This window comes from Rhizobium sp. ARZ01, assembly GCF_014851675.1.
Classification (GTDB): Bacteria; Pseudomonadota; Alphaproteobacteria; order Rhizobiales; family Rhizobiaceae; genus Mycoplana.
In genome coordinates this window covers 299803-325974 of record NZ_JACVAE010000005.1, presented here as the reverse complement: position 1 = coordinate 325974, position 26172 = coordinate 299803, and the positions used below count along the sequence as shown (strand labels likewise).

Sequence of the window (26172 nt, the reverse complement as noted above, 5' to 3'; positions counted from 1 at the left end):
ATGGAAAACCCGCTCTCGACCGATCCCGAACTGAACCGGATGCCGACGGATCAGGATCTCGCTCGGCTGCAGTTCACGACGCTCTTGTACTACCTGCATTGCACCAACCCGGACAACGGGCTCGTTCGCGACAAGACGCAGCCGGACGCTCCCGCCAGCATCGCTGCAATCGGTATGGCTCTCGCCTCAATCCCTGTGTTGGTCGAGCGCGGGATCATCATCCGCAAGTTCGCGTCGAAGATTGCACGTCGACGACTGAAATTTCTTCTGGAGTGCCCACAGGGGCCGGAACCTGACGCATCTGGCTACAAAGGTTCTTCTATCATTTCCTCGACATCGAAACGGGCCGGAGGGTCTGGCAGTGCGAACTGTCGACGATCGACTCGGCATTCCTTTTCGCGGGAGCGCTGACGGTTGCCGCGTATCTCGATGGGCAGGACGCGGAAGAGACCGAAATACGACGTCTGGCGAACACACTTTATGAGCGGGCGGACTGGAACTGGGCCTGCGACCACGGCCTGACATTGACCCATGGCTGGCGACCGGAAAGCGGCTTCATCCCTTATCGGTGGCGTGGTTACGACGAAGGCCTGCTCCTCTATATCCTCGGCCTTGGTTCCCCGAATCCCCTGCCATCGGAATCCTTCCCCGCCTACACCGAGAGCTATGAATGGCGAAACATCTACGGCCGTGAACTGCTCTACTCGGGGCCGCTGTTCACCCACCAGCTTTCGCACATGTGGATCGACTTCCGCGGGATCCAAGACGATTTCATGCGGGAGCACAACAGCGACTATTTTCAGAACAGCCGGCACGCAACCTTTGTCCAGCAACAGTACGCAATCAGGAACCCGAAGAATTTCGCCGGGTACGGTGCCCATTGCTGGGGTTTCACAGCGAGCGATGGCCCCGGCTGGATCAGACGAACCGTCAACGGCGTCGACCGGGAGTTTTATGACTACATCGCTCGCGGCGCGCCATACGGACCGGACGATGGAACCGTGTCCCCTTGGGTGGTCGTTGCCTCGCTGCCGTTCGCACCGGAGATCGTAATTCCGACCCTATGGCACTTTGCGCGCATGAACCTCGGCATGACGCGTCTCTACGGGTTCAAGCCATCTTTCAACCAGTCGTTTCCGGTGGAAAATGGTCAAGCAGGCTGGTGGGTCAGTCCATATCACTTCGGCGTCGACCAGGGGCCGGTTGTCCTGATGATCGAAAACTACAGGACCGGCCTCTTGTGGAACATCATGCGTCGCTGTGAGCCACTGGTCGTGGGGCTGAGACGCGCCGGGTTCGAGGGGGGATGGCTGTAACTGATGTGACGTAACGCGATGCCGGTAGCGCTGGACCCTCTGCAGAAAGGAACTAGCTATCCCTATTCCGTTAGGTCACCGTCGCAAAGGCCTTGCCCCCAAAGGAAGCTTTAAGGGAACCGCTGCCCGGAACATGTAGCAGTCGCTACTGGTCTGCTCTTGCCATGCCAGTTGCTTGGGCGCATCCTCCAAGCATGCTTTCGCATCTGTGTGGGGAGAAATGCGATGCAGATCCCTGTTACCAGACGATCATTGATGCAAATGGCGGGCGCGGCTGCTGCGGCTGTCACGGTGCAGAGTTTGCTGTCGACTATTGCCCGAGCTGATTCAATCAGCGGAGACATGTACTGGGACCTTGTTCGTCACCAGTTCATTTTTCCAGAGTCTGCCGTTCCGATGAACAGTGCAAACCTCTGTCCATCATTCCAGGCTGTTGCCGACAGGGTCGCCGAACTCACACGGGTCATAGACTACGATGTGTCTCTGAACAACAGGGCGCAATTCAACGATCGGCTGCGGAACTCTCGCTCGAAAGTGGCGCAACAGATCGGTGCTGACCCCGACGAAATCGCGCTGGTCCGCAACACGTCGGAGGCCAACAGCATCATAACCAATGGTATCGATTTCAAGGCGGGAGACGAAGTCGTCATATGGGATCAGAACCATGTGACGAACAATGAGGCCTGGGACATTAGAGCCAAGCGGTTCGATCTTAAAGTGGTGCGGGTGATGTTACCGCGGCGGCCGGAAAGCGACGAACAAATCGTTGAACTGTTTGCCAAGTCGTGCACCGATAGGACAAAGGTGCTGAGCTTCACAGAATGCTCCAATGTGAGTGGTATGAAGCTTCCGGCGAAAAAGCTCGCGGACATGGCTCGCGACCGCGGCATCCATTGCCACGTTGATGGTGCGCAAAGCTGGGGAGCCGCGGCTCTCAATCTGCACGACATCGGATGTGACACCTTTTCGACATCCGCCCACAAATGGTTCATGGGGCCGAAAGAGGTCGGATTACTATTTGTTAAAAAAGGTCGCGCGCCGAACATTTGGCCTAACACCATCGGTTATACGGGTGAAATCAAGGTCGAGCTCGACCTCCAGACCGCCCAAAAGTTCGAGACTCTTGGCCAGCGTGACGACGCTGCGATAGCAGCACTCGCCGATACGGCCGATATTCATTCACAGATTGGCCCGGAGCGCGTAGAGGCGCGGATTACAGAGCTCGCCACCCAGCTAAAGCATGGATTGAAGGATATGGGAGCGTCATTGGTAACGCCCGAAGAACCAGCGATGAGCGGTGGGGTCGTCGTTATTGAGGTACCTAAGCAGAATCAAAAAACCGTTGTCGATACTTTATACTCAAAGTACGGCATCGCGGCATCATCCAGTGGCGGACTGCGATTGTGTCCGCATGTCTACAACACACAGGCGCACGTAAAACGGGCCCTGGAGGGGGTGGGCTCAATGCGGGATCTCATTAGAATTTGACCCAAGAGCGCGTAGTGAAGTTAACGCGGTCTCGTCCTACGAGTCGTTACTGCTCGAGAGCTTGTAAAGCATTGCCTTATGCATGACAATTGCATGACAAAGTCGGCTCCAGAAAAGGAGATACTGCATGGGCAAAATGCGAAAAGAGATCTACGAAGCCCTTATTGAGGGGGCAAGTGACGGGCTCACGGATTCGGCTCTCTACAACTTCGTGGTGAGGCGCTGCCCCAAGACCTCTAGTAAGAAGATCGTGCGCGCAGCGCTTGGGGCGCTCGAGGATTCGAATGTCAGGGACGAAAATGTGCTTCGGGTCGTCTATGCTCTGGCTATCACGGAGCGCTTGCGGCATCTAGGCGTCAACGATCAGCCTCATAAATCGGCACCCGTTGCTGAGCCAGATGCGCAACTGAAGAGAAAAGCGAAAAAAGACAAAGACCTGTCCGTTCCAGCCGAGATGCCAGTTACGACTCACTAGATGGCGACGGAAGTTAGAATATTGCCTGCACCTCCTCCGCTAGCGCGAAAGGTAAGAGGTGAATGCTATGTTCATCCAAGAGATGACCACCGCTCAGTGCTTTGCCTTGCTAGCCCATGAACATGTGGCCCGGCTCGGATGCTCTCACGCCGGAAAGCCCTACGTCGTCCCGATTGAATACGTCCTAGCAGGGAAGCGAATTTACAGCTTCTCGCTGCTTGGCCAAAAAATTACGTGGATGCGTCAAAACCCGGAGGTCTGCATTCAAGCTGACAACATTGAAAATATGCAGCAGTGGAAGAGCGTTCTCGCCAACGGTCACTACCGAGAACTGCCGGATACCAAGAACCTTCATGAGGACCACATGCGGGCATGGGCGCTTCTCGAAAAGCATGCGAATTGGTGGGATCCCGGTGGGTATAAGCCACGGCTTCCAGATGCTGGCTCAAAGCCCGTGTTCTTTTTCGTAGAGGTGGATGAGGTCACGGGCAGAATAGCCATCGAATCTAGTAGATAAAGTCTGCAATCGCACTGAGAGATGCTAAAGACACATCGTACGTCTGCGCCATGCGTTCATTTGAACGATACGTTAGAAATCCGACTGGCTGACGCTACACGCTAACTTGAGTTTGCAACTGAGGTTTGCTTCACTGTTTCGCGCGCCATTGCGCGTAGCATGGCCTCTGAGCGCGGCCCAAACGCGAGGCGGCATTCCTCTGACGTTAGGTTTATGGACTAGGAGGCGCGGTTCCCGGAGGGGTGCCGCCCGGCGGCATCGCGGAACGAGCCTTTTCCAGCAGCGTCGTTGTCAGGTCCACACAGTCCCTCATCGATTCCCGCGGGTCGCAGCGGACTGCTACGGTCGCATCGCCACTGCGGCGCAGAAAGGCCGCGCCGCGCCGCGGACCACCCCCGCCGGAAACCTCGTCCGTGATGCTACGCAGGAGGTCTTCGATTTCGCGGTCTTGTCTGTCCTGGAACGAGCCCCGGTCGCCAGAGGCGGTTTGACCTAAGGCTGGGAGCGGCATCAGCAGGAGACCCGCCGATATGAGAAGAAACTTGTTCATTTTACCTCTCCTCGCTTGGTGCTCGGTTGGCCGCTCGGATTCCCAAATCCGGCGTGGCGCATCCCGCCTGTGAACAGCAACACGAGAGCCCACAAGACCTTCGCTGGCGGGCGCATTCGCCGGCGGGAACCGCTTTGTCACAAACGCGTGTTTTCAAAAACGACCACGCTCAAACAAAGAGCAAGATCTCGCCGCTTCTTGCCGAGTTTCTGTGGGAATATCCGGATCTGCAGCTCGATCTGGTGATGGAAGACCGACTGATAGACGCCGTCGCGCATGGGTTTGACGTATCGATCCGGCTGCGTTCCAGTCTGGACGATTCCACACTGATCGCCAGACGGCTTGCCACCGTCAAACAGGTACTGTGCGCGGCCCCTTCCTATCTTGAACAAAATGGCGCGCTTGCGACGCCAGACGATCTTCGCCATCACACGATGCTCACCTATAGTCTTGCGCAAATGCAGGATATCGTCCCCGCGCAAGAGAATGCGGCATCCGGCCGTGAGCGAAGCCAGATCAACAACAGCATGATGCTGCGCGACCTGCTCATCGCAGGCTTAGGAATTGGCGCGCTGCCTTCCTTCCTCGCCGATCCGGCGATCGCGCGCGGCGAACTTCGGCGTGTCCTGCCCGCCTTCATGGATGAAGCGCGCCATGTCTATGCGGTCTATCCAACCAGCCGCCATCTTCAACCCAAGGTAAAGGCCTTCGTGGAATTTCTGGCCCGTCGCTTACCTTCCGTCATCAATGACTACAGCTAGAGCCGCATCCCGAAAAGTGTGAACCGGTTTTCGGAGAAAGATGCGCGTGAAATCAAGAAATCGAGCCCGAGCTGATCCAGTCAGATCGGGTTAGGCTCCGCGCGCAGGCCGGCTGCCAAATCCTGTGATCCTGCCGCTGCTGCCTGCCGGTATTCTTAACCGGCAGCAAAAACTGTCCGAACCACGACGGGCTTATTCCTCCGCCACGCTGTCCGTAAGTTGATCTCCATCGAACAGATCGACATCGCAAAGGACAGGATGATGACGTTACAAACTCCCACCGGCGACACAACCCCATTGACTATCGATTTCTTTCACGATGTCGTTTGCGGCTGGTGCTATGTCATGTCACCGCGTTTGCGGCAGGTCGCAGGCGAGCTGGATATCGAGGTCCGCCATCGCAGCTTCGTCCTGCAGGATTCCCGAGAAAGGATGGTGCAGGCTTTCGGCTCGATGGAGCAGGCCAAGTCCGCGATTCTTGGCCATTGGGAAGCCTGCGCGAAACAAGATGACGAGCAGCGCATCGATATCGAAGGCATGCGCGCCGAAAGCTTCGAATATCCCAATGGTCTTGCTGGCGCGCACGCCTGCCAGGCGGCCCATATCATGGGCGGCGACGCTGCCCACTGGGACTATTTCGATGCCGTCCAGAATGCTCATCTTAGTCAGCATCGCAATATCGGCAACCGTTCCGTGCTGCTCGACATCGCAGTCGAGCTGGGTTTCGCCCGCGACGTCTTTGCCGCTCACATGGGCAGTGAAGCCGCCAGTGAACGGGTGCGGGCCGACCGTGACGAGGCCCGCAAGCTGGACATCCGCTCCATTCCCACCCTGATCGTTGGTCCGGATCTCGACCGATTGCAAACCATGCCTGTGCCGGCGCTCAAGGCCCGGCTGCAAGCCATCATGCGGAATGCATGACCGCATCCGCGGAAACTTTCAGCCCTCCAACCTCCCAAAAGGAAGAAAACATGAAACTCTCCCGCACGCTTCGCGTAATCGGCCTGCTGTTGCTCGGCAGCGCCAGTCTTTCGACCTATGCGCAAATGGCCCATGCCGACGGTAATGCAAAAGCGCGCGTTGCCCCCAGCGGTCAGGAAGTCGGCATCAGCCCATGGGGCTTGGACGATGAAATCGGCCGCCTCAACCTGATCACGCCGGAATCGCGCGCCGCCATCCTGTCGCGCATCAAGGGCGGCAAGGCCTACGATCTGGCGACGGATTATTACATCGGCATGCCAAGCTGGCAGGCCGCGGGCGATCCCCATTACCAGTTCTGGATGACCCACACGCCGCGCGGCACGGAGGTGGATGATCCGATGGGCGTCGGCAAGAAAATGAACGCCACCCGTAGCTACACGGGAACAGCATTTTCCATGTAAAGCCATACCGGCACCCACATCGATGCGCTGAACCATTTCGGTATTCACGGCAAGATCTGGAACGGTTTCAAGGCCGACGAGCATCTAGGTGATCGCGGCTGGAAGCGCACCGGCATCGAAAAGTTCCCGCCACTCATCGCCCGTGGCGTCCTGATCGATATCGCCGCGGCCAAGAGCGTGGACATGCTGCCGGACGGCTATCGGATCACCCGTCAGGATATCAAGGACGCGCTGGCGCGCCAGAACACCACCCTGCAGCAAGGCGACATCGTCCTGATCCGGACCGGCCGCATGAAACTGTTCAACGACCCGCAAGCCTATATGGCATCCCCTCCCGGCTTGGGGCTGGATGCGGCGCGCTACCTCGTCGAGGAAGGTGGCGCGATGGTGGTGGGCGCGGACAACCTGAGCTTCGAAGCCTTTCCTTCCGAAGTGCCGGATGACTATGTGCCGCTCCACACCTACCTGCTGGCGCAGCAGGGCGCTCCGATCATCGAGTTGATCGCGCTTGATGAGCTGTCACAGGACAAGGTCTATGAATTCGCCTTCATTGGCGGCCCGTTGAAAATCCGCGGCGGCGACGCAGCGCCTCTGCGTCCGGTTGCACTGCCGCTCCAGTAACTGAAAACAGACTTTGCAAATAACCAGCGGGTGTTCAGCGCCACCCAACTGGTTCTAGAAAGATGGCGTTGATACCGCTCCCAAGCAAAACGGGAGCGGTATCTTCCCGCGTTGACACCCGCGCTCGCGCCATATTGTTCTCATGCGTCACGCGCCGCGCCGATGACTTCCAGGTGAACGCCCATCGACAGATAGTCGTTCGAACACCGGCACCGTAAGTTTAACGGGCTCCGATCAAAAGTCTCAGTCTCCGCTTTCGCACGAAGTTCAAGCCACCGATCTGCGCCTATTCCGAATGCGATGGCAGAACCCGCCGTGGCCCGAAGCTCGCCAGGGAAATCCTTGAGGTACTAGCAAATGCTGAGCTTGGGGCTGACTGTCGGCACAATACCATCAAACAATGATAGGTTTAATTTTAGCGGTTTTCTTGAGCCGGACCTAAGTGACGCGTGCTACTGCGAGACACCTATTCCGTAAAATGAATGGGAATGCCGTCGCCATGAGGGCGTACAGCGACAGTTAAATGCACGTTTCATGGAACTCGGATGAGCCTGGATTTCCAAACGCTTTACCTCATCATCCTGCTTAACTCGGTCGTGCTCTGCGTCGTTTGGTCAGGTTTTGTCTGGGTACATCGCAACATCGACGGTGCCGGATACTGGCTAGCTGCGTGCCTGCTGACAACACTTGGCGGTGTTCTCTTCGCACTCGAAACCGTCGTTGCGGCTAACGCCTGTACCGTCCTGGGCTTCTGCCTGGCGTGGACCGGCATCCGACGATTTCAAGGCGAGCCCGCCGCCTGGCGTGCCGTCGCACTCATCGTTCTTGCAGGTACATCCGTCCTGGCGCTGGTTGGCGACAACCGACCTGCCATCAACGTCGCGATCGCCGTATTTCAGGTCATCCCGATGGCCTTGGCCATCGCCGCGCTGAAAGCCTTTCAACGCCCAAGTCTCGGTGCGATCGCCGCAACATTTGGCTTTGTTGTCGCCTTCACCGGACAAGGGACCGAGGCCGTGCTGAACATAATGCGGTTGACCGGAAGCCTGTCGACGGAACGCTACTATGACATCGCCGCCTTCCTGCTCGTCGCAGCCATCTTCGGCGCAACCGTTTGGAACCTCGGCTTTGTGCTGATGGCCGTCGACCGTCTAGCGTCCGATCTCATCAGGCTCGCATCCTTTGACGAACTCACCGGACTGCCGAATCGGCGCAACTTCATGGAAACTGCGGGCACAATGAAGTCCAATGCGGCGCGTTTGGGCGTCGGCTTTGGTGTAATGATTATCGACATTGACAGGTTCAAGACCATCAATGACACCCATGGGCACGCGGCAGGCGATGCATGCCTGCAGCATTTCTCAGAGCTTGCCCAAAGAATAATGGGACCGGAGCATTTCCTTGGGCGCTTGGCGCGTGATGAGTTTGGGATTGCTTTTGTTGTCAAAGATCCGGCTGCAGTAAGGAGGTTCGCCGATCATTTCGCAGGGACTGTCGCCGCGAGCCGGTTCGATTGGCTTAAAGAGACCATTCCGCTGTCAATCAGTGTCGGCGTTGCGCTCAGGCCGGCGGGCGACGTTGCCTTGCTCAAGACGATCATCGAAGAAGCAGACATGGCTCTCTACGAGACCAAGCGGCGTGGTCGCAATGGCTTCACCATTGCCTCGGGGCGAAGCACCCGCAAAGGGCCCGAACCTTGGGCGACGTCAACTCCACTTAAGGCGGCCAATGAAGCCAGATGGGCATGAAGGCACTGCCGTCACTTCTCAGCAACTCGGCTTTCGACCGGACTTCCTTGCTCTCGCCTCACACGGCATTTCGAATTGGCCCTGCCAGATCCCGCGCTTTGCGGTCTGTGCGGTCTGCTGCGCGTCATGATAAGCGCCTCGACTATACCGCGCCCAGTCGACTGCATGGCCTTCGCTGACAAGCCAGCGGCTGACGCTCTCGCCGTCCTGCCGGTAGCAGTTGCCCACAACACGTCCGTATCGATCGCGCTCGACGAACTCGCACCGTGTTGGGCGTGACTTCTCGAGGTATTCATCCAATGCAACGGCCGCACGCTGACCACATCGGTATTCCTTGCCGGCAGCGTCAATGCAGATTTGCCAGCTCTCCGGAGCATCAACCCCATTGAAGCGGATCCGTTCGCCAGCGATTTCGATCGTGTCGCCGTCGATGACGGTAGCGCGACCAACGATCGGTTCCGCGGCAAAACTCGAAGCGGTGCCAAGAAGAAGCGCCGCGCTGGCCAAGATCAGCTTTCCTTTGTACATAGTCGATCGCTCGGAGGCATCCCGCACTGCTTGGCGAGGTTCTTCTTGCTGGCGCACTGACCAGTCTTCTTGATGCGCCACCCGGGTCCCCCACGGCATCCGCAATAGTTGCACTTGCCAACCGTCACGACATTTCCGTCAATCGGCAAATCAGCTGGAAAAGGCATCAACGAAACGACCAAAGCAATAACTAAATGCATAATCCACCCACCCGTTATTCGGGCATAGGGACAGATGCACAAGTTCCAGTCAAGACAGGCATGTCCTAGCCATCACCTAGATTGCCCGCAACCATTAAGTGTTCTATCAAGTTGGCCATAAAGCAAAGCATGGGGGCTTAAAATGGGTGTGACACTGAAAGTCGGCGGCGACTATTGGATCGACATGTCTGACTATGATTTCGTTTTGGAAGTCGGATCGGCTGACATCACAACGTTTACCAAAACGAAGATCGTTGGATATGCCGATGGATCCAAAATCACGATCACCGGCTCGGGCTTTACCGCAGATAAATACGGATATCTGGTCGGCGGTACGGTTTACAGTGCCCAGGAAAGCTATGCCGGGACAGTCAACATCTCGCTGACTGGCCTAAATCTGTCAGTCCAGAGCCTCGTCAAGGTGTTTAACACAGCCTCAACGGCGGACGACCTCGCGTTGGTAAAGTCCGTCCTCAAAGGCAGTGATTCCCTCTCCGGTGGCAGCTATGCAGATATAATTTTCGGCTACGATGGGAACGACAAGCTTTACGGCAAGACGGGCAATGACAAGCTGAAAGGTGGCGCCGGGGACGACAAAATCCATGGCGGCTCGGGTCACGATTACCTGTTTGGAAATAGCGGCAAAGACACCTTCATCTTCAAATCGGTGAAAGACTCAACTGTCGGTTCTCTCGGCCGCGACACAATATACGATTTCCAAGGCTCAGAGGGCGACAAGATCGATCTGAGTGCGATCGACGCAAACACCAAGCTTGCGGACCACCAAGCCTTCAAATTCATCGGAAAAGAAGTTTTTCACAAGAAGGCGGGCGAACTGCGCTTCGACAGGAAGGCATCGGACACGTTTATTTTCGGCGACGTGGACGGTGACGGAAAACCCGATTTTGCGATCCACCTGGACGACGCGCTGACCTTCAGCAAAGGTCATTTTCTGCTGTGATCCTCCAGGGGCTAACGGGGCGGCCCGGCAGCCACGCCGTCCACGTCTCAAAATCGGGACAAGCCGCCTCCCCGAGCTTCCGAAACAAGGATGGTTACAAGGTCGAGTTCCTGACGTCGAACCGAGGCTCCGACGACTACATGGGTCAGCCTGCAAAGATGCCGGCGCTGGGCGGCCCAAGCGCGGATCCGCTTCGATTCCTAGATTTCCTCATCCGCGACCCGAAAACCCGGCATCCCGGTCACAGTCCCTGATCCGTCTCGGTACGCCGTCCGCAAGCTCATCATGGCCTCGCGTCGCCACAACGACGGCATGTGTGCGATCAAACGCGACAAAGACGTCAAACAGGCAGGCATTCTATTCGAAGCTCTGCTGCAGACACGCAGGAGTTCCGACCTGGCGCCCGCTGCGAGAAAGGAATCTGGCTTGACTGACGTCAACGTGACAGCGCCCCCACTCGGTCGACAGCGGTGGCAAAGCCCTGTAGCGAGATCGAGAACGGCGCGGCAGCGCCGCCATCTGTAACGGCCTTGATCTTCAGGGCGGTGCCTGTACGCAGAGCTACCAGCATGGCAGCGTCGAAGCTGACATTGACGAGGCATCCGCCCGGTATGCAGGTGCGGAATCGCAGCGCCTGCATAGCCGGCTTTTCGTCAAGTTGGAATGTCACGCCGGAATCGAGCGCGAGACCAAAAGGCAGGATGAGCGTCCCAGAGACGGTATTGGCGACGGGAGCGTTCAATTCAATGGCAAGCACGCGCTGACCGTTCTGCTGTGACTGAACCTGGCTGAGCACGCAGCGCTTGGCGTTTCCCTGCTGAACGCAGGCGACGCGCCAATCCTTGTATGTCTCATTGAGGGATGAGGCCCCGCCGGGCAGCGTAGAGCCGCCACCGTCCTGGGCCTGTGCAACCTCAAAACGCTGCGGAGCAGGATCGCCATAATTGTCAGTTGCTGCTGCGACTTGCGTCGGATTGGAGATCGCGACGCCCGGCGCAACATAGAGCGAGACACCAGCCCCGAGCAGGAGTGTTGCGACCGTAGAAAGACCAAAAATCCGTTCTTTGCTCATCATGCGAGCGCCTTTCGTTCATTTGCGCGCTGCGCGTTTAGGTCAAGAAGACTTTGAAAGCTTTCCAGGGAGGCCCGATGAAGCACCACCAGATCGAGCCAGCCATTGGCGTGCCATTCGGCAACGGTCTTGGCCGGAAGCGCACGGAAGGCTTTTTCATTCACAGCCTGAAAGCCGTTGACCTGATGCTGCGAGCCGTCCGGCAAGCAGATATCGGCATGATAGGGCTCCAGCACCTGCACTCCAGCCATCGCTTGAGTGAACGCAACGGTATTTGCGTGATCGGCATGCCAGGCTTGGCAGAAAGCAAGCGCCGATTGCGCTATCGCCGTTGGCTTGCCCACGGCATCAAACAGGCGCTCGCCATGCTGATGCGCGGTGATCGAGGGCACGAAGCGATCACTACCCCGATCAATAGCCAGGAACTGTCGCGCCTTGTCCGGGGTCTCACTGACGATGAAGGGATAGCGGCGAACATAGGCCGGCACATAGCTATTCGCACGCCAGGAACCATCGCGACCAATGAAGAGATTGCGACGCTGCTCGATACCGACGACGGCAATCGGCATCGCGCGCTCACCCATCGAAAACACTATCGGGAAGTGCCGCATCGCTACCGCGAACTCGCTGATGGAAAGCGGAATGGCTTCGGCTTTGCGCGCAAAGCCGAAGCTCGAGGCCGGAGCAAGGCCTACCTCGCCATGCTCTTCGAAGCGGAGAAGCACGGGATCCTTGTAAAAGAGCGGAAGGCCTGCCCGATCTCCTTCGGGGGAAGTATTGCTATCTACTGTCAATTTGGGATCACCCGGCGCGTTTGCGCCACAATTGTTGAAGTCATATCCACGGCGGGCACGCGGCAGACAACCTGAGCTGCGGCCGCTCGTGGCTCGGTTAATGCGGGAGGGGGGCGCCGCTCGCCCCGTAGTGCCCTCCACCAGACGCGCCCCGTTTCAATCGTGAAGCCGTCGCCAAGAATCCGCGCAGCGGCCAGATAACCGGGTGACGCTAACCCAGGCGTCACCCGCAGTCCCGATCACTGGGTCAGTCAGAACTTCGCGCTGAAGTTGGCGTTGAAAGACTGATCAACAATGCCGGAGCCGAACTGTCCGCCATAGGTAACACCGATTGCCGCGGATGGCGTCAGGGCGAAGTCGAGACCCGCTTCAACCACCGCAGCATCGCGGGCGATCGGTACTCCGGCGATGGTGAAGGCGTTGCCGCCACCAGCAAAGCTCATGGAGGAGATCGGCGTGACATCGTCGAAGGCGTGACGCCAGCCGAGCATGCCCTTGGCGGTGACGGGGGCTCCGTTCAGGTCAAAGGTGGTCGAACCGCGCAGGCCGAGCGTCGTAAAGGTCGTGTCGGTGCTGGACGATCCGCTGGTGAGAGCTGCCGCTCCCCCCGTCTCGCGGAAGCCATCGGCATGCAGGTTCACATAGGCAAGGTTGGCAAAAGGCTCGAAGCGGGTTGAGCCGAAATTGAAGCCATAAGCCAGTTCACCGAAGACCTGGGTTGTGCCGGCGTTGTAGTCGCCCTTAAGGCTCTCGTTGAAGCCGGGGAAGGCGACGCTACGGCTGGTCGATATGTCGTGCCAAGAGTAGGCCGCGCCAGTACGGAAGGCGAAATCACCCCAAGCGGTACCGCCATAGAGGCCGACATGGTAGTTGTCGCTCGAACCGGACGAATGGCTTTTCTCGGAATCGAAGCTGGTATGGCTGTAACCGGCTACCGCACCGAACCGCCAGGTATCAAAAACCGGCGCATCCGCTCCGAAGAAAAAGCCGCCCGTCTTCCGGTTGAGCCGCGCCGCGTTGCCGTCGCTGTTCGTATGTCCCCACGAGCCGAAGCCCTGGCCCCAAACCGCGAAGCGATCGGTATTGGCCGCAACCGGCTGCGGCACACCGTCTTCATACGTCACCGCTGCGCCAGACGCTCCCACACCGTCGAAGGCCGCACGGAGACGGTCATTGACGGCTTTGCGGACGAAACGACTGTCCTCGATCAAGGCATTCTTCGCAGAGGCGTGAATTTCTCCTGAAAGCTGATCGAAGGCATAGCGGGCTTGCTCAGCCGACAAATTCAGGACGGCATCGTAGACTGCGTTGCCTTCACCCAGGCTCTCGACACCGCCGCCAGTGGCGACCTGATTGCGGGTGACACCGACATTGTCAAAAGTAACGCTGTTACGGGTCATCGTCAGATAGACGTTGTTGTCGTCGTAGCTGAGCGAAGGATCGAGGAAGGCGAGATTGGACGCAACGCCGCGCGTGTATGTGCCGTTGACGCCGCCGTCTGCCGTCAGGATCGTATAGCGGGTTGCGGCTGCATAATTGCCTGTGCCGGCGATTACCCGAACGGCCCCGCCATCGAGGTATGCCGAGCCTGAGACGTCAACTAGATCCGATTGGCCTTCTCGATTGACCTCAACCTCATAGGCCGATCCCTCTCGGAAGTGAATGTTGCCCGCGATAGTGAGAGTGCCGATCGAATTTCCCGGCGCAATGGTTGCGCCGGTATTGATGTTGACGGTGCCGTTAATCGTCCCGATACCCGCAAGTACGGTCCCATCGAACATATTGAGGCCGCCGCCGAGTCTGCCATCAACCATCAGGCCACCGCTGGCCACGGACGTCCAGCCAACAAAAGCCGAGCTGTCCCCCGTCAGGCGAAGCCAGTTTCCATTGCCAACAGCGGCTTGGAATTCACCCTCACCTGAGATCGTGCCCCGATATGTGCCGCTGCCATCCTGTTCAAACCGCATAAAGCTGTTCGCAGCAATCGAGACGTCGCCGCCGAACAGATCTGTTCTGGACGCCAGCCCGCCTTGACTAATCGTCCAGTCGAGATCGCTGCGTCCGGCAAGGGTAAGTGTCCCCGATCCCGATTTCTCCATGGTGCCTCGACCAAAGATGCTGCCCGCGAAGACGGCGTCATCATCCTGATTGAACACGACATGGCCGTTGTTCCCGATATTGTTGCGAATACTCTGGGTATCGCCCACGAGCGTGCCAGCCCGCACGATCGTGTCCCCGCGATAGCTGTTGTTGCCGGTGAGAACCAGAGTGCCGAGATCGTCCTTGATCAGCGCGCCGTCGCCGCGCAACTCGGAAGCAATCGTCGCGACGTAATTCGCCCCAGCCTGCGAGCCGTCGCCGACACGGATGACGGTTTCCCCGGCCGCAAGTGTGATGGCATCGCCTCTGACACGGTAGCCGTCGACGGCGAACTGCATGCCGGTGACCGAGACTTGACCATTGCCACCGTTGACGAGGACCGTGCCGGCATCGCCCTGAAACACGGCAAAACGGCCGCCCCAGCTATGATTTGCGTCACCATTTGTGGTCGTCCAGTTCTCTGTTCCGTTGCTCCAAGTGCCGCTCCCACCAGAAATCACACCATCCGCAATCAAGTTCGGACCGTCCCAGAACAGAATATCCGGACGCGGGTCAGGCCCGGGGCCAGGATCACCACCGACGACGATGTTCACCTGCTTGTCGATCGCGGTCTGGATCTCGATATCGCCGATGTCGTACCGGCTGTCGTCCGGAACACCGACGACCTCCAGCCCGTTGTCGGTCAACGTGCCGCCATAGTTGAACAGGCGGTACACGCCCTGACCAAAATTCACGCCGGCGCCATCATCGATCGTCAGGCGGCCGTCGAGCACAAGATCGCCTTCAACTTCGAAGAAGGCCGAGGCGCCCGGTGCGTCAACCAGAATTTCTATATCGGAATTTTCGTTGAGCGTGAGACTTCCCATGGTCAGGGTGCGGTCAAACTGCCCATAGAGCCGCCCGCCATCTTCGATGAAGACATCGCCCTCGATACGGCCGGATCCGGTGACGGTGCCGCCGAAAGCCGCCTCAACATTGCCGCCATAGCGGCCATCAAACGACAGTCCCCCTGCGCGGACGACGGCACCTGGCGCATCGAAGCTCTCGCCGGTAAGGCTCACAGTTCCTTGGCCCAACTTGTGGATGATGTGATTGTGACCAGTAATGACACCGGACAGGGTGCTGAAATCGTTGTTGTCGAGATTGATGCTGTCTTCGAGCAGCATATTCTGAGCGATGGTGACACCATTCGACAATTCCAGGGTGCTGCGACCTTCCGAGGCTCGTCTGAAGGTCACTTGTCCACCAAGACCGAAGGCGAAGTCCCGACCCGCCAGGACCCGGCCACCTTCAATCGCGGTGTCGCCAGCGTAAGTGTTGTTGGCCAGCAGTTCGAGCGTCCCATTGCCCTGCTTGCGCAGTTCTCCGGCCCCACGAATCACGCTTGCGATACTCGAATTGCCATTGTACGCGCCAACGGAAAGGGTCGTCCCCCCGTCAAGCACAGCTGATCCACCGGAGCCCTGAAGGCGGTCGATCGTCTCACTCTGAGCCAGACGCAGCGTGCCGTTGCGGCTGATCCGCACCAGATTGGCATCGGCGATAGCATCGCCGCTATCGAGTACCAATGTGCCATATTGGACGTCGGTGTCACCGGTAAAGCTATTCCTCCCCGTCAGAGCAAGGGTGCCGTTACCGTATTTTATGAACGGACCGGAGCCGGCAATCGCACCGCCCAGCGCGACGGAGTGTCCGGTGTTGACGGTTAGCATTGCGCCTGAAGTGCCCGAGATGAGAATGTCGTTGGCCAGGCTCAACCCGTCAGCCTCGAACCGTAGTTCGGAAGCTGCGGAGCCACTGGAGCTGAATTCGATGGAGCCGGTTCCTATACCGGTACCGGTGCTGAGGTAGACCGTGCCAAACGCGATCTCCGTACCACCGGAATAGTCATTGATACCGTTGAGGACGAGGTCACCGGAACCGGTCTTCCTCAATCGCAGTGTCCCAGCACCGTCACGAATGCCTCCGTTTATCATTCCAAACTCAAGGCCGAAAGTCGCCATGCTCCCGGCGCTATCGTTCAGGACGACACCGTCGCCCTCCTTGTTGAATTGGTATAAATTGAGATCCCTGCCGGCGAGATCCAGAGTGCCGTCCCCAAATAAGGCAACGCGCGCGCCGTGGCGTGAGAAATACTCGCGTGCGGCGGTATCCGCGCCAAACTGCAAGCGGCCCGACCACAGCCGCAACCATCCGGCATACGACCCCGGTGAGGGTTGAATGCCGCTGACGGTCTCCGGCGAGAAGATGATCGTTGAATCAGCGGCAGCCCCGTATCCCACATCCAGCATCGAGTTGGCCGTGTTGAAGCTCAGATTGCCGGCGTAGGTCGCGACGGTGCCTGCTGCGGTCGTCATTCGAACCGACGTGTCGATCGAGATGTCGTCCGCGTAGGTGCCGGTTTGCGTATAGTTGTATTGGGCTTGCTGCGCCTTTGCGGTTGCAAGCGGCAGCAGGACGCTCATGAGCGCGGTTGCGCATAGAAGGCGGCCTTTGCGGTTGAGTACAATAGAATTCGTGGCGGAGCTGATAATAGACATGATGTTACTCTCAGGTGCGTGGTATTCAGTAGGAGGGGATTGATCGAGGCGCGCGCTGGACCCCAAGTCGCCTGCCGCGCTTGGAAACGGCCCTATCGACGACCCTCTTGGGCCGTGGCCTCACCCTCGATTGCGCAGTCCTGATCAGCATCGCCTGCCCCCGTTCAAATTTCGAACGGCGTAGCAGGCGGGTATCCAAGCCACCCCATATGGTCAGAGGGGCGACGAAAATTCTTTCGCGCAGGGCGCGCCAGATTCGTATGCAGAAACAAAGAAGTCGGGAGACCGCATCTCCCGCGCTATCGAATTTTCGTGCTGTGCTCATTGAGAGCTTGTTGCCGGAAAGAATATCGTTTTTTTCTGCCGGGCTTTTGATCCGTCGAATGACGGGAGCGAAACTACTTCTACCGATGAAAGGTAATCTTTCTCAGACGGAAAGTATACGAGCTGACGAAATCCTGATACTCGGCGCCCCGTGCGCGGATACCGTCGAATTTCCCCTTCTCGGCGCGCACCAGCTCCATCGCTTCCTCCTGCTGCTGGGGGGTCATCTTCGCAACCTCCCCGATCTTGTCCATGAAATCCTCCATCATCTGCTCCATCTCGGCCTGCGGGATGGATGCAATGAAGCCGGTCATCGTCTGGTCGAATGCTGTTTTCCAAGCGGTACGGGTGAAGCCTGCGGCGGGGATCAAGCGCGATGTCTCGTCGTCGATCTGAAACCACTCCTCCGCGGCCTCCTCGTCGAAATAGACGCTGCCGCCAGTTTCTGTGACGAGCCTTTCCAATATGGTCACGACCTGTCCCGCCTCCTGGCTATCGAGCGCGGAAGTGGGCAAAGCGTGCAATGCCACGCCCGCCGTCACGAGGAGCGCGGCCAGCTTCGGAAGGCGTCTCGAGCTTACAGCCGCCACATGTCCGGTTTTACGCCTCAGTAGCATTCTTGCATGACCCCCGACTGCGCCTTTGTCGACTGGCTGTTGGCGACCATGTTGCCCGCCGTCGATGCGACCTGGCTGGCAACCATGCCGCCGCGCCCCCCAAAGCCTCCGAAACTTCCAACCATCCCGAGCGCGCCGCCCAGCATCGCCGCATTCGATTGCGCCTGGACGGCTTCCGCGCAGGCGTCCCTCTTCGTCTCCGGCTTTCTCTTTTGCATCCCGCGTGTGGCCACCGCAGATTTTCCGCGCGCCGAGGTTGTCGCTCCCGTTTCCGAAGAGGATTGACTGCATCCGCCAATGGCAAGGCAAAGCAGTCCGATAATGAAGAACTTCATGATTTTCCCTGAAACTTTATAGTTGATTGAGCCCGTGCTCCAGCAGATGTGCTCTGATCCAAGAAGCAGTAGACTTGCCTTCACCATGTAATGGAAGAAATCGGGGCGCGCCCCATACGTTCATAGGGGGTGCAGAGAAAAGCGGGCGCTTACACCATCGGGAGCTCAAAGTGCTTCGATTGTGAAAGATCCGTCAGATGAATACTCCCGATAACCGAATATTCTGGTTTCAGTCTTTGGTGGCGCTTGCCCTGTTCACTGCGCAACCGGCATTCTCGAAAGATCTTGCGTACCCGAGCGGTCAGGTGTTGCTTACAGTGACGGGAAAGATCGAAAAGACGAATGGCGACGGGGCCGCACTTCTCGATGCGGATTTTCTTTCAACGTTTCCGGCGCACCGGATAGAAACGCATACGCCCTGGACCGACGGGATCGCCCGTTTCGATGGCATTCTGCTGAAGGACGTGCTGGCTGCGGTCGGAGCGCAAGGCGATACACTCTTCGCGGAGGCCATCAACGGTTACAGGATCGCGTTTCCCCTGTCGGATGCGGAGAAATTCGGCGTCTTGCTTGCCATGCAGATGGAGGGAAAGCCATTGTCCCGGCGGGACAAAGGGCCGCTCTGGATCGTTTACCCGCGTGACAGTATCGCCGAAATCCGCGACGAACGATATGATTCCAGATGGGTATGGCAGCTTAACAAAATAGAGGTTCGATGAACATCTTGGTCAGCAAGCGAACAGTCACGGCGCTAACCATAGCGATCGTCGCCGCCTGCGCCGTGTTGCTGAGCCTGGCCCTGCACCGGCTGATGGAAGCTGAAAAGGATTTGTCCAACTCCGTTGGCGAGAACGTTCTGTGGTTGATTTCCCAGGTTCATTACGAGGATCATCGTCTTGCATTGACCTGCGAGGCTTGGAACCGGGGCAATCGAACAGACGCCGACGTCGAACAACTTCAGCTTCGGCTCGACATGGCTTTCAGCCGTCTTGCGCTTCTCTCCGAGGGGATGCTGGGAGAAGTAATCGCCCGGAATCTGGGAAATGAGCCGATCGAGACAGCAACGGCTCATCTGAAGGCTTTCGAACAGGCGCTAAGGATCGCAGCAGTTTCCAAAATCGATATTCCACAACCCGTCCTCGACAATCTGTTGAGCGACGCCGCCATGTTCAGGAGCGCGGCCAACGACATCATGATTGCTGAACGCAACAGCGCCGCGGGACAGCGCGAGAAGTACAGGGGCATTCTCTTCGAAGCGAGTATTGCCGTTATTCTGATTTTCGGCTTCGGGATATTTATCGTCATGCGCCTGGTGGCAAGCCTGCGCTCCGTTGCCCTTGCCGAGAATACGCTCAGGCGCGACCGCGACTTCTCGCGCCTCCTGCTCGAGTCGAGCGGAGACGGAGTGGCGGCCTTCGACCGGGAATTTCGCTGCACGCACTGGAACTCCGCCATGAGTGCGATGTTTCCCGTCCCGGACGGAAAGGACATCGTCGGTCACCTCATTCAGAAAGCTTATTCTTTTCCCGACGACCACATGATCATGGACCTGATGCGCCAGACACTTGCGGGCGAGAGCCTTCACATGCCTGCCCATGCTATTCCCGACAGCACTCGTTACATCGAGAAATTTACGTATCCGATCAAATCGGGGGACACGATCATCGGGGGAATCCTCTTCTTCCGCGACGTCACCGACGCACACAGCGCCCAACTCGAACTCGTCAAGCACCGGGACCAGCTCGAAACCATCGTTGCGGAACGAACGCGCGATCTCGAAGAATCGCTGGCGCGAGAGACCGGCCTGCGTGAGCTCTACAAGGGCTTCGTGTCGATGGTGTCACATCAGTTCCGAACCCCTTTGTCGATTATCGATGCCAGTGCACAGCGGATTATCCGCCGCGGCAGGCAAATGACGGAAGAAGAAATCCACGAGCGCGCAGGAAAGATCCGCGCGGCGGTACTGCGGCTCACCCGCCTCGTATCGAGTACGTTGAATGCCGCCAAGATGGACGCCGGGCAAATCGATGTCGACATTCGGCGTTGCGACCTCGCGAAACTCATTGTCGAGGCCTGCGAGCGTCAAAAGGAGACATCCCCTAACCGGATATTCCACATCGAACTGGAGCACTTGCCGGCATGGACATCCTGCGATCCGCTCCTCATCGACCAGGTGGTCGCCAACCTGCTTTCTAACGCCGTCAAATATTCATCGCCGCCCCACTCAATCGACGTCTCTGCGGAGGTGGATCACCAACAGGTTCGCATTCGCGTCAGCGATCGGGGCGTCGGTATTCCCGAAGAAGAGCGTCACAAACTTTTTGAACGCTTCTTTCGTGCAAGGACCGCCGTGGGCGTCGAAGGGACAGGTATCGGTCTGCATGTCGCGCGCACAATAGCCCGCATGCACGGGGGTGATGTGGACGCTTTCGCACGTGAGGGTGGCGGCTCGATTTTTGTTCTCACCATACCCAGAGAGGAAGCGCTAGCAGCATGAACTTGGATCACCTTCCCACACCGGGTCTGGAATCCGGTCTCCAAAGAATTGTCCTATGCGTTGAAGATGAAGCCGATCTTCGCTCCGATATCGTCGAAGAACTCGTTTCGGCAGGCTATCGCGTGGTCGAAGCGGGCAACGGACGGGAAGCGCTTCGCGAACTCGAGGCGGTGCGTCCCGATCTGATCTTGTGCGACGTCACGATGCCGGAAATCGGCGGGTACGAACTGATGGCAATGCTCAGGACTGATCGCCCCGACCTTGCGGAAGTGCCTTTCGTCTTTCTGACGGCATTGGCCGACAGGGTCGAGGTCTTGAACGGCAAGAATGCCGGCGCGGATGACTATCTGGTAAAACCTGTCGACTTCGACGACCTACTCGCAACGATCAAATCACGGCTTCGCCTAGTGGACCGGGTTCGCCGATCGCTCCTTGTCGACTTGCAGCGCCAGCAGCAACAGATGATCGAGCAGGCGGTGCGAGACGGCGAGGTTACGCTGGCGGCGCTGGCAGCAGCGCTGGATCGGCTTGCGATCGGCATCTTCCTGATCGAGGAAAGCGGCGAGGTCCGCATGACCAACGAAGCTGGACGACATTTGATCGCCAGGGCAGAGGGGCTTTCCCTGACATCGACGGGCCTCCTCGCCCGCTTTGCAAAATCGTCGCAATCTCTGAAAGCCGCAATCACTGCCGTCCTGCGGGATATCGGAACCAGCCAGTCGGTCGCGGTAGAGCGGGAAGAAGGGCATCCCCTCGTGCTGCAACTATCCTCGATCAACCTCCCAAGTAGCAATGTCCGCCATGTCGTTGTCCTCGTCATCGATCCTGACAGACAAGCCGATATCTCCGCCGATGTTCTGGCATCCCTGTTCGGCTGCACCTCGGCAGAAGCAAGGTTGGCCGCTGCCTTGGTCGCCGGAAAACGGCTTGAAGAGATCGGGCAAGAATTCGGCGTGAAGCCGACCACCGTCACCTTCCACTTGCAGAACCTGTTCCAGAAGACCCACACCCATCGCCAGGCCGATCTGATCGCCCTGCTGATAAGGGCAACGATTCCGCTTTCGCTCAGCAACTGAAGGGCGCCCCCTGCTTTCACAGAGGGCGCCCGCCGATTGACCATGCTAGCACCACCCTGACAGGTTAATTGGGCGCGACTACACGAGGAGGATGTCGAGCCCGTGAAGGATCAAGCAGCATTCGCTCCACGGGGAAAGGATTCATTGTCCGTGGTTTGGTTGAAGCATCGAGGGTTGCTGTCACCCAGCACCATTCCCGAGCTGCGATCAGCGCGAAGTGAAATACGCATAAACCGTTCGCCAAACACTGGCGATCCAAGTAACGAGCTTAACGAGGCAGCTAGGATTGAGATGCTCGAAGAACATTGCCGAGAATCCAAGTTTACCATAGCATTTCAACCGATTGTCGACCTTTCCGCCGGAACGAAGCCTTATGCCTATGAAGCTCTGGTTCGCGGTCTGAATGGCGAAGCTGCCTCGACGGTCTTGGCTGCGGCGCGCGCTTCGGATTTCCAAGCATTTGACGCCGAGTGTCGTAAGCGAGCCGTGCAGCTTGCGCAGGGCCTCAATCTGTCTGCTTGCTTGAGCGTGAACATCTCATCAGAAACCGTCGGCCACGCCTACCATGGACTACTCTCGACGCTCGATGTTGCTCGCTCTAGTGGGTTCGCCGAGGAAAAGCTCATCTTTGAAATTTCCGAACGCGAGGCGATTGACGATGTCGCCCGTGCGAAAGAACAAATTCTCGCCTGCAAACGCCGAGGCGCACGGATTGCTTATGACGACTTTGGTGTAGGCTACAGTTGCATTGCTGCACTGCTGGAGTTCATGCCGGATATCCTGAAGCTTGACATGAGCCTGATCCGAGGGATCGACTCGGATAACAGGCGGCGGTCGATTATGTCAGCCATCCATGACGTTTGCAGCCGACTGCATACGGCGGTGATCGCTGAGGGGATCGAAACGCGGCAAGAAATGGATGCACTGCGCGACCTTGGTATAAACCTGATGCAAGGTCACTACTTTGCAAGCCCTGTTATCGAATACCTTCCGTTGCCGGTCGCCAATGCTGGCGGACCGGGAGGGGAAGTAGAATTACTGGCGATAAAAAACAAATTTAGTCATGAGCCCGCCGGAGCGGTATCGGAAGCTTAAGATGACGATTTCGAATGAAGACGAATTTATCAAACTCAAAGAAATAGGCGCCGGATCGTTGCCAATACCCTGTCTGCCATGGGCGCCGCTCTTGAGCCCGCGATGACGACGGCTGAACTTGATGCGATTGGTCGTGAGCTTATCGAACAAGAGGGCGCGCGGCCGGAGCCAGAGCTCTGCAATAGCTTTCCAGGCGCAACCTGCATCAGCGTTAACGAGGAAATTGCCCATGGGATTCCCGGTAATCGGCGGATTGAACCGGGCGATCTGGTCAACATCGATGTAGTATCGGTTCCGTCTTTTTCTGCCGACCGGGTAAAAAGTAACGACTATTCCCCGAGCGCACTCTCTACGTACCGCGCAGTAGGTTGAAGGACTGCTTTGGGCAAGGGCGGGCTGGAAACTAGAGGCTGATCCCCCCTCTGGCGCCCTAACTGCCATCATGAACTCATGGCTCTGCTCGACCAGGGTGAACTTGCCGCTCGGTAGCTGGATGGTCCGAGTGAACTTGCCGATGACGGTCTCGCCATCCGTCGCGGCGGAACGGAAGCCCTTTGTTACGGCCAGCTCGCCGCCGACGCGGTACGGTTCCGCTTTTTCTCAGCAATTAGGAACGGCCCCCTGTGTTACAGGGGGGCGCCTGCAGATTAGCCATGTTAGCACCGCCCCCGGATAAATTAGTTGGGTGCGACTATGCGAACAAAATGGGCCGGTTTAGCAGCGACGCGAAAACTGCCGAGGGAATGCGAGTGGCCGCGGAATCAGGTGCTTGCCACCGGACCAGTGACGGCACCGATCACGCGAGTGCAAGTTGAGCGATTTCGCCCCGCAGCTGCAGTGCCCGGACTACTCGATTGCTTCTAACAAAACTCGCCATCGAGCACTTTTACTTCAGACAGACAGTGGCGGACTACGAGCGCACAACAAAACGTTAGAGCCACTGCACCCCACAAACGAGGATAGTACACATGGCATTCCAGGTTCTTACTTCCGACTCGATCGGTACGGGCGTTCGCATCACTCTTGCCAACGAGGACGATCTCTATATCGGCCGTGACGTCACGGTCGCTCGAACCGATGCCACAAACGGCCTCGACTTAACAATAACCGGCACTGGCAGCCAGCATAGGGTCGATGTCGCCGGCACCGTTCTCGGTCCGAGAGTCGCAATCAAGCTCGGTGATGCGGAAGAAGATTTTGGAAACATCGTGAGCATCGCAGCAAGCGGCGTTGTTAGGGGGTACGAATTCGCCTCAACCGGCATTTGGATGGAAGGACGAGAAAACCAACTCATCAACGCCGGTGATGTGTGGACGTCGAACGTAGGCGTGATCATGTACTCCTATGGAGAGACCATATCAACAATCACAAACTCTGGAACGATCGAGGGCAAGAATTTTGGTGTGACCAGACCCAATCAAGCCAGTGTCAATGGCATCATTTCACTCGTTAACAGCGGAACCATTTCCGGAAAAGCTGCCTCCTATGACGGACTGCCCACCATAGCGAAAGATCTCATCACCAATACCGGCCACATGATCGGCAATATCTATCTCGGCGGCGGCATGGACGTTTACGATGGCACGAACGGAAGGCTATCGGGCGAAGTCTACGGCGGCGAAGGAGATGACGAGATCCGCGGCGGCATCGACAATGACAGGCTTTACGGCGACGCTGGCATCGACAAGCTCTATGGCGGCAGCGGCAACGACACGCTCAATGGCGGAACAGATCGGGATTTCCTGTATGGCGGAGCGGGCAACGATACGTTCATCGTCGACAATGCCGGCGACAAGGTGATCGAGAACGCCAGCGAAGGCACCGATCTCGTCCAGGCTTCGGTCGGCTACACTCTTGCGACAAACGTCGAAAATCTGACGCTGACAGGAACGGCAAAGATCAATGGCAGCGGCAACAGCCTGGCCAACGTTCTCATCGGAAACACTGCCGACAACGTGCTCGACGGCAAAGCCGGGGCGGACAAGATGCAGGGCGGCAAAGGCAACGACACCTATATCGTCGACAACCTGGCTGACACCGTAGCGGAGAAGGCAAACGAAGGCATCGATCTCGTCCAGGCGTCGGTCAGCTACACCCTTGCGGCAAACATCGAAAATCTGACGCTAGCCGGCGCAGCAAAGATCAACGGCACCGGCAACACCCTGGCAAACGTCCTCTTTGGCAATGCCGCCGACAACGTGCTTGACGGCAAGGCCGGCGCCGACAAGATGCAGGGCGGCAAGGGCAACGACACCTATATCGTCGACAACCTGGCCGACGCTGTGGCGGAGAAGGCGAACGAAGGCATCGATCTCGTCAAGGCATCCGTCAACACCACCCTTTCGGTCAATGTCGAAAATCTGACGCTGACGGGAACGGGCAACATCAACGGCACCGGCAATGCCCTTGCCAACGTCATCAAGGGGACCACCGGCATCAACACGCTGAAGGGCGAAGCCGGAAACGACATGCTTTATGGCGGCACCGGTGCGGACAAGCTCTATGGCGGGCTGGGTGCCGATACCTTCGTCTTCATGTCGGCAACCGACTCCACGGTCGCTTCGTCCGGTCGCGACACGATTTACGATTTCAGCCGCGCGCAAGGCGACAAGATCAATCTCAAGGCGATCGACGCCAGCACGAAATCCGGCGGCGACCAAGCCTTCACCTTCATTGGCGCGGAGAAGTTCCACAAGAAGGCCGGAGAACTGCGCTTCGAGAAGAAGTCCGGCGACACATTCATCCAGGGCGACGTGAACGGCGATGGAAAGGCCGACTTCTCGATCATGCTCGACCTCAGCCTTACGATGAGCAAATCGGACTTCATCCTTTGAACTGGGCATAACGTCCGGAAAGCGGCGATGATAAAACCCTGGAGCATCGTCGTTCTCCGGTGCGAGTGAGTGCGAAACCGGCCACCTGATCCGGGCAGCACGGCGTTAGGGTGTCGATCTTGAAAAGGATTCGACCGTGGACCACCCGCGGCATGCATCTGCATGGAAGTCGCGTGGCACCCGTCGGAGCGTTTGGGCAGCAGCGCAGCTTGAATTCATCTTTGTCGGAAATAGAGCCAGACCGCATGCGGTCACAATGGCGGAGAGCGAAAGTGCTTGTAACTGACAAGGGTTGTATATGACGCCGACGAGCGGCCAAGAGCTTCATGACACATCGCGGG

At 57.9% G+C, this 26172-nt stretch carries 21 protein-coding genes and 5 pseudogenes; 17 read left to right on the top strand and 9 right to left on the bottom strand.

From position 1 onward, the window contains the following. The 4 genes and pseudogenes from IB238_RS24100 (at position 1) to IB238_RS24085 (ending at position 3796) form a co-directional block, all read left to right on the top strand. Positions 1-1316: pseudogene (locus IB238_RS24100) on the top strand (glucoamylase family protein). 225 nt (positions 1317-1541) lie between these two features. Further along, complete coding sequence (locus IB238_RS24095) at positions 1542-2804, top strand: aminotransferase class V-fold PLP-dependent enzyme (protein WP_192253318.1); 1263 nt, start codon at positions 1542-1544, stop codon at positions 2802-2804. A gap of 127 nt (positions 2805-2931) precedes the next feature. Beyond that, positions 2932-3279 (top strand): hypothetical protein, encoded by a 348-nt coding sequence (locus tag IB238_RS24090; protein WP_192253315.1) that lies wholly within the window; start codon positions 2932-2934, stop codon positions 3277-3279. 67 nt (positions 3280-3346) lie between these two features. Then, complete coding sequence (locus IB238_RS24085) at positions 3347-3796, top strand: pyridoxamine 5'-phosphate oxidase family protein (RefSeq protein WP_192253312.1); 450 nt, start codon at positions 3347-3349, stop codon at positions 3794-3796. A gap of 211 nt (positions 3797-4007) precedes the next feature. On the opposite strand, the gene IB238_RS24080 is transcribed toward IB238_RS24085, so the two are convergent. Next, the gene (locus IB238_RS24080; RefSeq protein WP_192253309.1) at positions 4008-4346 is read right to left on the bottom strand and encodes a hypothetical protein; all 339 of its coding nucleotides are present in this window, start codon (positions 4344-4346) and stop codon (positions 4008-4010) included. Positions 4347-4372: 26 nt separating this feature from the next. On the opposite strand from IB238_RS24080, the gene IB238_RS24075 reads away from it, so the two are divergent. The 5 genes and pseudogenes from IB238_RS24075 to IB238_RS24060 all read left to right on the top strand — a co-directional run bounded on the left by IB238_RS24075 (position 4373) and on the right by IB238_RS24060 (position 8858). Then, a complete protein-coding gene (locus tag IB238_RS24075) occupies positions 4373-5107 on the top strand; it encodes a substrate binding domain-containing protein (RefSeq protein WP_192253306.1) in 735 nt (244 codons plus the stop codon). Between the two features lie 219 nt (positions 5108-5326). Beyond that, positions 5327-6028, top strand: a complete 702-nt coding sequence (locus tag IB238_RS24070) for a DsbA family protein (RefSeq protein WP_210333697.1) — start codon at positions 5327-5329, stop codon at positions 6026-6028. Further along, positions 6025-6489, top strand: coding sequence for a hypothetical protein (locus IB238_RS24395; protein WP_210333696.1), 465 nt, complete (start codon positions 6025-6027; stop codon positions 6487-6489). The genes IB238_RS24070 and IB238_RS24395 overlap by 4 nt, the downstream gene beginning before the upstream one ends. A gap of 15 nt (positions 6490-6504) precedes the next feature. Then, positions 6505-7110, top strand: a pseudogene (locus IB238_RS24390) (cyclase family protein); the annotation flags it as partial. Positions 7111-7655: 545 nt separating this feature from the next. Then, positions 7656-8858, top strand: coding sequence for a GGDEF domain-containing protein (locus tag IB238_RS24060; RefSeq protein ID WP_192253303.1), 1203 nt, complete (start codon positions 7656-7658; stop codon positions 8856-8858). Positions 8859-8876: 18 nt separating this feature from the next. On the opposite strand, the gene IB238_RS24055 is transcribed toward IB238_RS24060, so the two are convergent. After that, positions 8877-9386, bottom strand: a complete 510-nt coding sequence (locus IB238_RS24055) for a thermonuclease family protein (RefSeq protein ID WP_192253301.1) — start codon at positions 9384-9386, stop codon at positions 8877-8879. 342 nt (positions 9387-9728) lie between these two features. On the opposite strand from IB238_RS24055, the gene IB238_RS24050 reads away from it, so the two are divergent. Then, positions 9729-10547, top strand: coding sequence for a hypothetical protein (locus IB238_RS24050; RefSeq protein WP_192253298.1), 819 nt, complete (start codon positions 9729-9731; stop codon positions 10545-10547). Between the two features lie 50 nt (positions 10548-10597). Beyond that, a pseudogene (locus IB238_RS24045) lies at positions 10598-10949 on the top strand (GSU2403 family nucleotidyltransferase fold protein); the annotation flags it as partial. 34 nt (positions 10950-10983) lie between these two features. On the opposite strand, the gene IB238_RS24040 reads toward IB238_RS24045, so the two are convergent. The 5 genes from IB238_RS24040 to IB238_RS24020 all read right to left on the bottom strand — a co-directional run bounded on the left by IB238_RS24040 (position 10984) and on the right by IB238_RS24020 (position 18416). Continuing rightward, on the bottom strand, positions 10984-11619 hold the full coding sequence (locus tag IB238_RS24040; protein ID WP_192253295.1) for an invasion associated locus B family protein: 636 nt from the start codon (positions 11617-11619) through the stop codon (positions 10984-10986). Next, the gene (locus IB238_RS24035; protein WP_192253292.1) at positions 11619-12344 is read right to left on the bottom strand and encodes a SapC family protein; all 726 of its coding nucleotides are present in this window, start codon (positions 12342-12344) and stop codon (positions 11619-11621) included. Before IB238_RS24035 ends, IB238_RS24040 begins: the two co-directional genes overlap by 1 nt. 320 nt (positions 12345-12664) lie before the next feature. Then, positions 12665-17053 carry an autotransporter domain-containing protein gene (locus IB238_RS24030; protein WP_192253289.1) on the bottom strand — a complete coding sequence of 1463 codons (4389 nt, stop codon included), beginning with the start codon at positions 17051-17053 and terminating at the stop codon, positions 12665-12667. Positions 17054-17457: 404 nt separating this feature from the next. Beyond that, positions 17458-17919, bottom strand: a complete 462-nt coding sequence (locus IB238_RS24025) for a hypothetical protein (RefSeq protein ID WP_192253286.1) — start codon at positions 17917-17919, stop codon at positions 17458-17460. Between the two features lie 65 nt (positions 17920-17984). Then, a complete protein-coding gene (locus IB238_RS24020) occupies positions 17985-18416 on the bottom strand; it encodes a hypothetical protein (RefSeq protein WP_192253283.1) in 432 nt (143 codons plus the stop codon). A 230-nt stretch (positions 18417-18646) separates the two neighbouring features. Here IB238_RS24020 and IB238_RS24015 point away from each other — a divergent pair, with 230 nt between their 5' ends. Continuing rightward, on the top strand, positions 18647-19048 hold the full coding sequence (locus IB238_RS24015; RefSeq protein WP_192253280.1) for a molybdopterin-dependent oxidoreductase: 402 nt from the start codon (positions 18647-18649) through the stop codon (positions 19046-19048). Between the two features lie 32 nt (positions 19049-19080). Here IB238_RS24015 and IB238_RS24010 read toward each other — a convergent pair whose 3' ends face one another. Beyond that, positions 19081-19401 (bottom strand): hypothetical protein, encoded by a 321-nt coding sequence (locus tag IB238_RS24010; protein WP_192253277.1) that lies wholly within the window; start codon positions 19399-19401, stop codon positions 19081-19083. Between the two features lie 78 nt (positions 19402-19479). Between IB238_RS24010 and IB238_RS24005 the strand changes: the two genes are divergently transcribed. From IB238_RS24005 to IB238_RS23990, 4 genes and pseudogenes are all read left to right on the top strand, one after another. Then, on the top strand, positions 19480-20826 hold the full coding sequence (locus tag IB238_RS24005; RefSeq protein WP_192253275.1) for an ATP-binding protein: 1347 nt from the start codon (positions 19480-19482) through the stop codon (positions 20824-20826). Beyond that, a complete protein-coding gene (locus IB238_RS24000; protein WP_192253272.1) occupies positions 20823-21902 on the top strand; it encodes a response regulator in 1080 nt (359 codons plus the stop codon). Before IB238_RS24005 ends, IB238_RS24000 begins: the two co-directional genes overlap by 4 nt. A gap of 291 nt (positions 21903-22193) precedes the next feature. After that, entirely contained in the window at positions 22194-22997 is an 804-nt protein-coding gene (locus tag IB238_RS23995) for an EAL domain-containing protein (RefSeq protein WP_192253269.1), read from the top strand. A gap of 1 nt (position 22998) precedes the next feature. Continuing rightward, positions 22999-23282: pseudogene (locus tag IB238_RS23990) on the top strand (M24 family metallopeptidase); the annotation flags it as partial. 153 nt (positions 23283-23435) lie between these two features. Here IB238_RS23990 and IB238_RS24845 read toward each other — a convergent pair. Further along, a pseudogene (locus IB238_RS24845) lies at positions 23436-23579 on the bottom strand (DUF3363 domain-containing protein); the annotation flags it as partial. A gap of 386 nt (positions 23580-23965) precedes the next feature. Between IB238_RS24845 and IB238_RS23985 the strand changes: the two are divergent. Further along, entirely contained in the window at positions 23966-25831 is a 1866-nt protein-coding gene (locus IB238_RS23985) for a calcium-binding protein (protein WP_192253266.1), read from the top strand. The last annotated feature ends 341 nt before the right edge of the window (positions 25832-26172 follow it).